At 67.0% G+C, this 11,364-nt stretch carries 10 protein-coding genes and 2 tRNA genes; 8 read left to right on the top strand and 4 right to left on the bottom strand.

What is annotated here, in order from left to right:
* Nucleotides 1-61 precede the first annotated feature (61 nt).
* Entirely contained in the window at nucleotides 62-904 is an 843-nt protein-coding gene (locus tag ACOGXE_RS03045) for an LLM class F420-dependent oxidoreductase (RefSeq protein ID WP_419932478.1), read from the bottom strand.
* A gap of 211 nt (nucleotides 905-1,115) precedes the next feature.
* Here ACOGXE_RS03045 and ACOGXE_RS03040 point away from each other — a divergent pair, with 211 nt between their 5' ends.
* Entirely contained in the window at nucleotides 1,116-1,307 is a 192-nt protein-coding gene (locus ACOGXE_RS03040) for a ferredoxin (protein ID WP_419932477.1), read from the top strand.
* An 18-nt stretch (nucleotides 1,308-1,325) separates the two neighbouring features.
* Nucleotides 1,326-1,399: transfer RNA gene (locus tag ACOGXE_RS03035), tRNA-Pro, on the top strand.
* Nucleotides 1,400-1,405: 6 nt separating this feature from the next.
* On the opposite strand, the gene ACOGXE_RS03030 is transcribed toward ACOGXE_RS03035, so the two are convergent.
* Nucleotides 1,406-2,902: a CoA-acylating methylmalonate-semialdehyde dehydrogenase gene (locus ACOGXE_RS03030; protein ID WP_419932476.1), complete on the bottom strand. Its 1,497-nt coding sequence runs from the start codon at nucleotides 2,900-2,902 to the stop codon at nucleotides 1,406-1,408.
* A 152-nt stretch (nucleotides 2,903-3,054) separates the two neighbouring features.
* Between ACOGXE_RS03030 and ACOGXE_RS03025 the strand changes: the two genes are divergently transcribed.
* The 4 genes from ACOGXE_RS03025 (at nucleotide 3,055) to ACOGXE_RS03010 (ending at nucleotide 5,894) form a co-directional block, all read left to right on the top strand.
* Nucleotides 3,055-3,579 carry a VOC family protein gene (locus tag ACOGXE_RS03025; RefSeq protein WP_419932475.1) on the top strand — a complete coding sequence of 175 codons (525 nt, stop codon included), beginning with the start codon at nucleotides 3,055-3,057 and terminating at the stop codon, nucleotides 3,577-3,579.
* A gap of 3 nt (nucleotides 3,580-3,582) precedes the next feature.
* Complete coding sequence (locus ACOGXE_RS03020; protein WP_419932474.1) at nucleotides 3,583-4,536, top strand: SDR family NAD(P)-dependent oxidoreductase; 954 nt, start codon at nucleotides 3,583-3,585, stop codon at nucleotides 4,534-4,536.
* A gap of 68 nt (nucleotides 4,537-4,604) precedes the next feature.
* Nucleotides 4,605-5,777: a glycine cleavage T C-terminal barrel domain-containing protein gene (locus tag ACOGXE_RS03015; protein ID WP_419932473.1), complete on the top strand. Its 1,173-nt coding sequence runs from the start codon at nucleotides 4,605-4,607 to the stop codon at nucleotides 5,775-5,777.
* Between the two features lie 45 nt (nucleotides 5,778-5,822).
* Nucleotides 5,823-5,894: transfer RNA gene (locus ACOGXE_RS03010), tRNA-Gly, on the top strand.
* Between the two features lie 142 nt (nucleotides 5,895-6,036).
* On the opposite strand, the gene ACOGXE_RS03005 is transcribed toward ACOGXE_RS03010, so the two are convergent.
* Complete coding sequence (locus ACOGXE_RS03005; protein ID WP_419932472.1) at nucleotides 6,037-6,729, bottom strand: ATP-dependent Clp protease proteolytic subunit; 693 nt, start codon at nucleotides 6,727-6,729, stop codon at nucleotides 6,037-6,039.
* Nucleotides 6,726-8,339 carry a trigger factor gene (gene tig / locus ACOGXE_RS03000; RefSeq protein WP_419932471.1) on the bottom strand — a complete coding sequence of 538 codons (1,614 nt, stop codon included), beginning with the start codon at nucleotides 8,337-8,339 and terminating at the stop codon, nucleotides 6,726-6,728. Before tig ends, ACOGXE_RS03005 begins: the two co-directional genes overlap by 4 nt.
* Before the next feature lie 199 nt (nucleotides 8,340-8,538).
* Between tig and clpX the strand changes: the two genes are divergently transcribed.
* Together clpX and ACOGXE_RS02990 are read left to right on the top strand one after the other, a co-directional pair.
* The gene (clpX, locus tag ACOGXE_RS02995) at nucleotides 8,539-9,804 is read left to right on the top strand and encodes an ATP-dependent Clp protease ATP-binding subunit ClpX (protein WP_419932470.1); all 1,266 of its coding nucleotides are present in this window, start codon (nucleotides 8,539-8,541) and stop codon (nucleotides 9,802-9,804) included.
* Nucleotides 9,805-9,878: 74 nt separating this feature from the next.
* On the top strand, nucleotides 9,879-11,327 hold the full coding sequence (locus ACOGXE_RS02990; protein WP_419932469.1) for a bifunctional folylpolyglutamate synthase/dihydrofolate synthase: 1,449 nt from the start codon (nucleotides 9,879-9,881) through the stop codon (nucleotides 11,325-11,327).
* Nucleotides 11,328-11,364: the final 37 nt, after the last annotated feature.

Raw genomic sequence — 11,364 nt, 5'->3', positions numbered from 1 at the left:
CCCAGCACATGCGGGGCTGCGTTGCCGGCTGTCGGCCAGCTATGTACCCGTGGCCTCGCCGCTACAGCAGCTCGGCGTACTTGTCGAGGATCGGCAGCACCGTGTCGGCGTCGGCAGGTGGCAGTCCGAGCACCACCCGGGTGCAGCCGATCTCGGCGAGGCTCTCGATGATCTCTGGCTTGGGGGGCGTGCCGAACTGGCCGATCTCGATCTCGTCGGGGTCGCGGCCGGCTTCGATCGCCGATTCACGGATCTGCTTGACCGGCACGTCGAGGTCGTAGCGACCCGAGATGGGCATCCAGCCGTCGCAGAACTCGACGATGTCGGCGATGGTCTTCGGCCCTGCGGCACCGCCCAGGATCACCTTCGGCCCGCCTTCCTGCACAGGCTTGGGCCATGCCCACGATGAGTCGAAGTTCACCCAGTCGCCATGGAATTCGGCCTCGTCGGAGGTCCACAGCTCGCGCACGGCCAGCATCATCTCGCGGGTGATCGCACGCCGGTCGGTGTACTTCACGCCGTGGTTGGCAAGCTCTTCCTTGTTCCAGCCGTACCCGATGCCCAAGATGAACCGACCGTTCGAGATCCGGTCCACCGTCGCGGCTTCCTTGGCCAGCCAAATCGGATCGCGCTGGGCGACGAGCGTGATGCCGGTGCCCAGCATGATGTTCTCCGTCACCGCTGCAGCGGCGCCCAGCGACACGAACTGGTCATGGGTGCGCCAGTACTCCTCGGGCAGCGGGGGAGCACCCTCACGACCACCCCATGGTGTCTCGCGGCTGGTGGGGATGTGGCTGTGCTCAGGGAACCAGAGCGACTCGAAGCCCCGCTCCTCGGTGGCTTTCGCCAGCTCGACAGGCCCGATGGCCTTGTCGGTGGGAAACATCATCACGCCGATCTTCACAGTGGTCCTCCTCGTGGGCACGAATGCGTGGCGGGCACGGCCGGGGTCGGCCGCCGCAGAGAGTAACGGCCACTGGTCGCTGCTGCCCGTGTGCGTTGCTGGAGATCTGATGGCGTAGATGTCGGCGGCGCGACGCGTAGCGTGGTGCCGGCACACAGGGCAAGGGCCCCCGGGCCGCAGGCATGCTGCGGCCCGACGACTTGGAGGCAGTGTGAAGATCACCATCGACGTCGAGAAGTGCATCGGCAGCGGTTCGTGCGAGATGATCGCCCCGGGCATTTTCGAGGTGGGCAACGACGGACTCGTCCGGCTGCTCGAGGACAGTCCGAGCGCCGAGCACCACAGCGCTGTGCGGACGGCAGCGGCGAGCTGCCCCACTCAGGTCATCGCCGTCGACGACTGAGCCAAATCAATTCAGACTCGGGAAGTGGCGCAGCCTGGTAGCGCACCTGCTTTGGGAGCAGGGGGTCGTGGGTTCAAATCCCGCCTTCCCGACGAGGATCAGCGGGCGGTGGGGAAGCCCAGGTCGACGCCGCGGTCGGCGGGGTCCGGCCAGTGCTCGGTGACCGCCTTCAGCCGTGTGTAGAAGCGAATGCCCTCGGGGCCGTGCATGTGGTGATCGCCGAACAGCGAGTCCTTCCAGCCGCCGAATGAGTGGTACGCCATCGGCACCGGGATCGCCACGTTGACGCCCACCATGCCAACCGGGGCCTCACGCCGGAAGCGCCGCGCCGCGCCGCCGTCCCGGGTGAACAGCGCCACGCCGTTGCCGAACTGGTTGTTCTCGATGAGCTCCATCGCCTCTTCGAACGACTCCACCCGCACCAGGCACAGCACCGGGCCGAAGATCTCGTCCTCGTACACCTTCATCTCGGTGCTGACCTCGTCGAGCAGCGTCGGGCCCACCCAGTAGCCGTCCGGATGGCCGTCCACCACCAGCTCACGGCCGTCACGCAGCACCACGGCACCTTCGGATTCGCCCAAGTCGATGTAGCTGAGCACCCGGTCGCGGTGCTCGGCGGTCACGAGCGGACCCATGTCCACCGGTTCCGCACCGAGGCCCGGTCCGATCCGCAGCGCATCGATCCGATCGCATATCGCACCCGACAGGTCGTCGGCGATGGCGCCCACCGCCACCACCACTGAGATCGCCATGCAGCGCTCGCCGGCCGACCCGTACCCAGCTGACACGGCGGCATCCGCGGCCTGGCCGATATCGGCATCGGGTAGCACGATCATGTGATTCTTGGCGCCGCCGAGCGCCTGCACCCGCTTTCCGGCCATCGATGCGGTCCGATGCACGTGGCGAGCGATGGGTGTGGAGCCCACGAAGCTCACCGCGTCAATCCCCGGATGCTCGCACAACGCATTCACCGCATCGGCATCGCCGTGCAGCACGTTGAACACCCCGTCCGGCAGCCCCGCATCGGCGAACAGCTCGCCGATGCGCACCGCCACCGACGGGTCCTTCTCGGACGGCTTCAGCACGAAGCAGTTGCCGCACGCGATGGCGACCGGATACATCCACATCGGCACCATCGCGGGGAAGTTGAACGGGGTGATGCCCGCTACGACCCCAACCGGCTGGCGCACCGTGTAGGCGTCATGCTCGGTGCTGATGTCGTCGGTGCGCTCGCCCTTCAGCAGCTGGCCGACACCGCAGGCGAACTCCACCACTTCGATGCCGCGCCGCATCTCGCCCAGTGCGTCTTCCCGCACCTTGCCGTGCTCGGCCGAGACCATCTCGGCCAGCTCCAAACGGTGCTCCTCGAGCAGCTCGCGCAACGCGAACATCACCGCCGCTCGGGACGAGATGGAGGCTTCCCGCCACCCCTCCCAGGCCGAGCGGGCGGCGCCGACCGCAGCGTCCACGTCGCTCCCAGACGCCATCGGCACCTGGGCGATCACGCTGCCGGCGACCGGGTCGGTCACCTCGAACATCGTCTTCGGCGAGCCCTGCGTTCGCTGACCGCCGATCCAGTGGTCGACTTGCCTCATGGGAGTCCTCCTCGCCGGCAGCGCTCGGCGGGGAGCGAGCGCGCCGAACCTCTGTCTTGTCTCGGCCTTGATTCTCGCAGCCTCGCGAGGGTGAACGGGAACGCTTGGGCGACTGCATTGCGGCCCGAAGCGCATGGCTAGAGTCCGCGCCTATGAGTGACGTCAATCCCATTCCCCCAGACCGGCCATTCGTCGTGCCATACATGACGATCGGCGCACGCACCGACGGCTCTCCCGGCGGAGCGGCCGATGCCATCGAGTGGTACACGGAGGCCTTCGGCGCCCAGGAGACCAACCGTCAGATGGCACCGGGCGGCGACAAGGTGATGCACGCCGAACTGGTGCTCGGCGATGGATTGATCTTCCTCGCCGACGACTTCCCGGAATGGGGAGGCGAACCCTCCGCGCCAGCGGCGCTGGCTGGTTCGACCGTCACGATGCACCGCTACGTCGCCGACTGCGACGCGACCATCGACAAGGCGGTGGCCATGGGCGCGGAGGTGCTCATGCCACCGGCAGACATGTTCTGGGGCGACCGCTTCGGCAGCATCCGAGACCCGTTCGGGCACAAGTGGTCGATCGCGACCCACGTGCGGGACGTGACGCCCGAAGAGATGGAATCCGCAGCGGCGGCGATGTTCGCCGATGGACCGGACCAAGAACAATCAGGGGGTTGAGCCATGGCAGTCACTGATCTTGCGGGACGCATCGCCTTGGTGACCGGCGGGGGGACCGGCATGGGGCGTGAGCTGGTGCGTCAGCTCGCCGCAGCCGGATGCCATGTCGCTGCATGCGACCTGAATGCAGAGGAACTGGCGCGAACCGCAGAGCTGGCGACCAGCGGCTCAAGCGGTGTGCGCATCACGACACACGATTGCGATGTCACCGACGCCGACGCTGTTGCTGCCTTCGCCGCCGAGGTGGCGGCCTCGCACGACACCGACCACATCAACCTGCTGTTCAACAACGCGGGTGTCGGAGGCGGCGGCAGCTTCGTGATTGACGACCAGCGCGCCGCATGGGACAAGACCTTCGCTGTGTGCTGGGACGGTGTGCTGAATTGTGCCCGCGCCTTCATGGACATGCTGGTGCGCTCCGATGCCGGGGCGATGGTGAACACCAGCAGCATCAACGGCTTCTGGGCGACGGTCGGCCCCGGCGCTCCGCACACGTCCTACTGCGCAGCCAAGTTCGCCGTGAAGGGCTTCACCGAGGCGCTGATACAGGATTTGGAGATTCACGCTCCTCACGTCAGCGCTCACGTGGTGATGCCCGGACACATCGGCACTTCGATTGCACTCAACAGCTTCTCCATCCACGGCGTTGACGTGCCGCTCATCCGCAAGAACATGGCGGCTCGCGGCGTCGACCTCGACGCGTTCAGCGACGAGGACGTCGAAGCGCTGATCACCGACCGCAACACCCGGTTCCGCGACGACGCTCCCACCTCAGCGGCGCAGGCGGCCGAGATCATCCTGTCGGACGTGCTGGCGGGCCGGTGGCGAATCCTGGTGGGCGACGACGCCTACCGCATCGACGAGCGGGTGCGCGCCGATCCCGAATCGGCATACACGCTGGAGTTCTTCGAAGCATTTCGCGACGAAGGCCACCTGCAGGCCTTTCCGCCCCGCTAGCCGACCTCGCCTGTCCTGGCCGTGCAGCTGCAACTCTCCGATGGAGCCGATCTGATGGACCTGATCAGGTGGAGCTGATCGTCGGTCCCAGGACCAAGATCACACCGTTCACCGACCGTGCAGTGGCGGCGGGCATGACAAAGGCGATGGTGTACAACCACACCGTCCTGCCGATCAGCACCGGCGATCCGGCGGCGGAGTACCGGGCCCTGACCGAGGCGGCGGTGATCTGGGACGTCGGTTGCGAGCGTCAAGTGCAGATCGCCGGACCAGATGCCCACCGCTTGATGACCTATCTCTGCGCCCGTGACCTGCGTGACCTGCGCGTGGGCATGGCTCGCTACGCGCCGATGTGCGACCACCAAGGCCGACTCGTCAACGACCCGATGGCGCTGCGTATCGACGAGACGACGTTCTGGCTCTCGATTGCCGACAGCGATGTGCTGCTGTGGGCACGAGCCGTCGCCGGCGAGGGCGGGTACGACGTCGAGGTGACCGAGCCCGACGTCTGGCCGCTCGCCGTCCAGGGGCCTCGCGCCGAAGATGTCGTGGCTGCAGCGCTGGGCGACTGGGTTCGCGAACTGCGCTTCTTCCGGTTTGTCCAATGTGTTCACCCCGCACTCGGCGAACCCGAGGGACAGCAGGCGGCGGGTATCCCGATGGTGGTGTGCCGTTCGGGCTGGTCGGGTCAGGACGGCTTTGAGCTCTTCTTGATGGACGGCGCCAAGGGCGAACAGCTCTGGGACCTGCTGTGGGAAGCAGGCCAGCCCTTCGGGCTTGGCGTCGGCGCGCCGAACAACCCCGAGCGCATCGAGAGCTTCCTGCTGTCGTTCGGCGGCGACACCGATGCCGATACCGATCCCGACGAGGCGGGCATCGGCCGCTTCGTCAGCCTGAGGGATGACGATGGCGGTCCGGAGGCCTCGACGAGGCATGACTTCATCGGCAAGGCGGCGCTGCGCGCCCGGCGGGCGTCTGGCGGCCAGCGACGCCTCGTCGGACTGGTGATCGGCGGCGATCCGCCGTCGCCCCTGCGATCGCCTCGCTCGGTTCAGAGCTCCGACGGCCACCCGGTCGGAACGCTGCGAGCCCTCGCACGGTCCCCGCGCTTCGACGCCAACATCGGCCTCGCGCTGCTGGACCCGCCCTGGTTCGCGCCCAGCACCGAACTGCGGGTCAGCCTCGATGGCACCGACCGAGTCGCCACCACCACGTCACTGCCCTTCGACCTCGACAGATAACGGCCCGATCCAGCCCGGCGCGCCCCGCTACCCTCGGCGCTTCGCGCGGACGTAGTTCAATGGCCAGAACCTCAGCCTTCCAAGCTGATGATGCGGGTTCGATTCCCGTCGTCCGCTCGTCTCGGCGTATGAGCGGAGAGGCACAGATGCCATAGCTGCGGAGGCAGCAGGTGAACTCTGCGAGGTTGGAACCTGCTGGATTCCCGGAGCAGAGGGCGCCTGCTGCCTCCGTAGCGGGCACACCCATTCGCCCACTGAATTAGGCGGCGCGGATCGGGCCGTCCTCCAGCACCTGGCGGTTCGCGATCACCTCGTCGATGATCCCGTACTCCTTGGCTGCCTCGGCATCCATGATGAAGTCACGTTCCGTATCGGTGTGGATGCGCTCGAGATCCTGGCCGGTGTGATGCGCGATGATCCGCTCGAGCCGCTCACGCATCCGGTCGATCTCCCGTGCCGCCAGCTCGATGTCGGTCGCCTGACCCATCGCCTGGCCGTAGGGCTGGTGCAGCAGCACCCGCGCGTTGGGCAGCGCCATCCGCTTGCCCGGCGTGCCCGCCGCTAGCAGCACTGCCGCCGCCGACGCGGCCTGGCCCAGGCAGATCGTGGTGATGTCGTTGCGGATGTACTGGCTGGTGTCGTAGATGGCGAACAGCGAGCTGATGTCGCCGCCGGGCGAGTTGATGTAGATGTTGATGTCCTTGTCGGGATTCTCCGACTCGAGGTGGATCATCTGCGCGCACACCAGATTGGCCACGACATCGTCGATGGGCGTGCCCAAGAAGATGATGTTCTCTTTCAGCAGGCGCGAGTAGAGGTCGTAGGCGCGCTCGCCGCGATTTGTCTGCTCTACGACGGTGGGCACCAGGTAGTTGCGGGCGCGGTAGCGCTCGGCGCCCTCGTCCCCTTTGGGGAGCGCTGCATGCGAACTAGCGGAGAACTCGGTTGTCACGGTGTGTCCCCAGTGTCGTCGGAATCAGTGCCGTCGGAATCAGTGTCAGTGTCGTCTGCGCCGGTGTCGGTGCCCGGTGCTCCATGTGTTGAGGCATCACCGGCCGTCGGAAGCTCGAGCGCCGAACGCTCGATGGTGTCGCCGTCCGGTCCGATCAGTGTGGCGGCTTCGATCGCCCATTGCAGTGCCTTGCTCTTGCAAATCGCCGAGGTCAAGTGTGCAAGCCCGTCGGTGTCGACCATGACCTCACGCAGCTGTGCTGCGCTGCGGCCATCAGTCGCCGCCATGCGCTCCAGTTCCCCGTCGATGTCATCGTCGTCGGCTTGCAGCGCTTCGGCTGCGGCCACGGCGCGGAGGGCCAGATCGAGGCGAGCGCCTCGTTCGGCATCGTCACGCAGTTCGGTGATGAACGATGCCGGCTCCTGGCCCGTTGCCTCCAGCCAGTCCTCGATTGTCATGTTCCGCTGCTGCAGCCCGCTGCCCAGCTCCTGCATGCGATCTGCGATCGCACCGTTGACCATGGCGTCGGGAACGGGTCCGGTGACCAACTCCGCCAGCTGCTTCTGCGCTTCGTCCCGCAGCACCATGTTGGCCTGCATGATGCGGCCGAAGCTCAGCTGTCGTGCGGTGGCGTCGCGCAAGTCGGACACGCTGTCGTGCTCGGTGTTCTCGTCCACCCAGTCATCGGTGAGCTCGGGCAGCACCAGCTCGGACACCGTGTTGACGGTGATCTCGAAGTCGATCTCCATCTCCGGCTGCACCGGATGCGGCGCGCTGAACGACAAGTCGGCGCCGGCCTCGCAGCCGTCGAGCTGCTCGTCAACCTCGGGAACGATGCCACCGCTGCCGACCTCGTAGAGGTAGTCCTGTGCCGAGAGCCCGGGAAGCGGTTCCCCCTCCACAGATCCCTCGATGTCGATGGTGACCCGATCGCCTTGCACAGCGGGGCGATCTACCTCGGTGATGTCGGCGAACTGTTGGCGCGTCTCGTCGATGCGAGCGTCGATCTCCTCGTCCGTCGGCTCTGGGCTGGGGATCTCGATCTGCAGGCTCTCGTAGCCCGAGATGGTCACTACCGGCCGGATCTCCACGGTCGCCTCGAACGCCACCGGTCCGTCGCTGCCGTCGAGGGTGAGTTCGAGCTCAGGTTGGTTGACCACGTCCACCCGGTTGTCGCGAACAGCCTCGGAGTAGTACCGGGGCACCGCTTCTTCTAGGGCTTGGGCTCGGCCGATGTCGGTGCCGAAGTGCGACTCCAGCACACGGCGCGGCGCCCGGCCCGGGCGGAAGCCGGGAATGCGCACCTCGCGGGCAAGTTTGCGGAATGCCGCGTCGACATCGGCGTCGAATGTCTCGGCGTCGACCTCGACGGTCAGCTTGACGCGCGGTCCGATGAACCTCTCGGTCGTGATCTCGCTGCCGTCTGCATCGTCGCCGTCGGCTGCGCCGTCTGCATCGTCGCCAGCGGCTGCGCCGGCGGTGTCCGCGGCGCCAAGGTCATCGGCGTCGGGGCCGGTCAGTGTGTCGTCGTCGAGCGTGGGATCGGGCTCAGAAACCGGCGCGGGCCCGATGAAATCCGCTGGATCCAGCGGCGTCAGCGTCGTCTTCACGAAGCGCGGAGCCTACCGGCGCGTCCGGGCCGCTCCCCGTGAGGCAGCCTCGGGCGGCGCGGCGCAATGGATCCCGCTGTTCAGTGCCCGCTGTGCCATCCTTGGCGGTCAACATCAAACCCGGGTCGCGCGCGGACAGGCTGTGTGCGAGCCTTATACGGCTACCCGCAACGAGTGCTCGACGGGAGGGAGGTGCAGCGTGGCGAAGTTCGGCGAAGGCGGCGAGCTGCTCAAGTGTTCGTTCTGCGGCAAGTCCCAGAAACAGGTGCGCAAGCTCATCGCGGGCCCGGGCGTCTACATCTGCGACGAATGCATCGACCTGTGCAACGAGATCATCGACGACGAGGTCGAGACGTCGACCGAGACGCCGTTCGAGGCGGTGCCCAAGCCTCGAGAGATCTTCGCCTTCCTCGACGACTACATCATCGATCAGGACAGAACCAAGACGATCCTGTCGGTGGCTGTGTACAACCACTACAAGCGCATGCGCTTGGAGCCCACCGGCCCGGGCACCCCCGAAGAGGTCGAGATCGCCAAGTCGAACATCCTGCTGATCGGCCCCACTGGCTGCGGCAAGACGATGATGGCGCAGACGCTGGCACGCATGCTGAACGTGCCGTTCGCCATCGCCGACGCCACAGCGCTCACCGAGGCCGGATATGTGGGCGAAGACGTCGAGAACATCCTGCTGAAGCTGCTGCAGGCAGCCGACTTCGATGTCAAGCGGGCCGAAACGGGCATCGTCTACATCGACGAGATCGACAAGATCGCACGCAAGGCCGAGAACGCTTCCATCACCAGAGACGTGTCGGGCGAGGGCGTCCAGCAAGCACTTCTGAAGATCCTGGAAGGCACCGTGGCGTCGGTTCCCCCGCAGGGCGGCCGCAAGCACCCGCATCAGGAGTTCCTCCAGATCGACACCAGCAACGTGCTGTTCATCTGCGGGGGAGCGTTCGACGGGCTTGAGCGCATCATCGCCGACCGTGTCGGCGAGCGAGGCGTCGGATTCGGGGCGACGCTGCGCAACGCTGCGGACAGATCCGCGCTCGACGTCCTGCCGGATGTGCTGCCCGAGGATCTGCGCCACTTCGGCCTGATTCCCGAGTTCATCGGCAGGCTGCCGGTGGTGGGCGTCGTGGATCCGTTGGGCCCTGATGCGCTGCGACGGATCCTCACCGAGCCGAAGAACGCCCTGGTGCGCCAGTACCGCCGGATGTTCGAGCTGGACGACGTCGAGCTCGAGTTCACCGCTGATGCACTCGAGGCGATCGTGGATCAGGCGATGCTTCGCAACACCGGCGCCCGGGGTTTGCGAGCGATCCTGGAAGAAGTCCTGCTGGGGCTGATGTACGACCTGCCGAGTCGTGACGATGTGGCTCGCTGCATCGTCGACCGGGAGGTCGTGCTGGACAAGGTGAATCCGACGCTGGTGCCCCGTTCGACCGTGACGCGCCGCGCCTCTTGAACACTGGGTTTTCGGACACAGGGCCATCGGACACTGGGTCGTCAGGCACCGGCCCCCCAGAGACGGGGCCATCAGTGACACCAGCCGAATTGCTGCGCGACTACGAGGCGGCGGTCGATTGGCTGGACTCCCACATCGACCTTGAACGCCTGCTCGGCAGTCCCGACGCAGCGCCGCCGACCCTGGACCGCATGTGGACGCTCATGGGTGTGCTGGGCGACCCGCAGGACAGCGTGCCGGCGATTCACATCACCGGCACGAATGGAAAGGGCAGCACGGCGCGGATGGCGGTGGCGCTGCTGGGGGCGTGCGGGCTCGCTGCCGGCAGCTATACGTCTCCGCACATCAACCGTGTGAACGACAGGATCACGGTGGCCAACGAGCCGCTGGACGATGAGGCGTTCACGATGGCGATCAGCGAGGTCGCCGTCTTCGAATCGATGGTGATCGAGCGGTGCGGCGAGCGGCCGAACTACTTCGAGGTGATGGCTGCGGCGGCATACAACTGGTTTGCCTCCACGGCGCATGTCAACGTGATCGAGGTCGGCATGGGCGGGCGCTGGGATGCCACCAACGTCGTGGATGCCGCCGTGGCGGTCATCACCAACGTCGGCGCGGACCATCTGGAGATCATCGGGCCCACGCTGGCCGACGTGGCCTCGGAGAAGGCCGGGATCATCTCCGCTGGGTCGACCGTCGTCTGCGGTGAGACGGCGCCCGAGCTCGCCGGCATCGTGTCCGCCGCGGCGGAGCAGGCGGGTGCCGAGATGTGGCAGCGCGGCATCGACTGGGACGTTGTTCAGCGCCGACCCGCCGTCGGCGGTCAGCTCGTGACGGTTCGCACGCCGTTCGGGGAGCACAGCGATCATTTCGTGCCGCTGCACGGTGCTCATCAGGCGACCAACATCGCCACCGCCATCAGCTCGGTCGAGGCGTTCTTCGGTCGGCTTCTGGACGCCGACCTGGTTGCTGCTGCATTGGGCGACATCTCGCTGCCGGCACGCTTCGAGATTGTTGCCCGGGAGCCGACGGTGGTGATCGACGGTGCACACAATCCCGCCGGAGCCGCTGCATTGCGAGACACGCTGGCCGAATCACTGCTGGTCGAATCGGCACGTCGCGAGGCGTCGCCCGCAGCCGATGACACCGCGGCGGGCAGCGCTCGCACGGGCAGCGCTCGCACGGACGGCGCTTCCACCGTGCTCGTGCTGGGCGCGAACCGGCCGCACGACCCCGCCGCGTTCTGCGAGGTGCTCGATCTCGGCTCCTTCGACGCGGTCGTGGCCACCGCAGCGCAGTGGCCGCGCGCGCTGGCGCCTGCGGCGATCGCGGAGGCGGTGGAGGCTGCCGCTGGGGCGGACCCCGGCGGACAGCCAGCGCCCGAGATCCTCAGCGCAGCAACCGTTTCGGACGCAGTGGGGGTTGCCCGTGATCGGGCCGGTCCCGGGGGCATCGTGGTGGTGAGCGGCTCGCTGTACGTTGCGGCCGAAGCGCGGCGACTTCTGGGGGCTCACCCGCATTAGCCTCGGTCGCGCATCCGCCGGCGCATCGCGCCAGGAC

Source organism: Candidatus Poriferisodalis sp., assembly GCF_965208555.1.
Classification (GTDB): domain Bacteria; phylum Actinomycetota; class Acidimicrobiia; order Acidimicrobiales; family Poriferisodalaceae; genus Poriferisodalis.
Note: the sequence above shows the minus strand (reverse complement) of the source record. Positions and strands in the feature narration are given on the sequence as shown.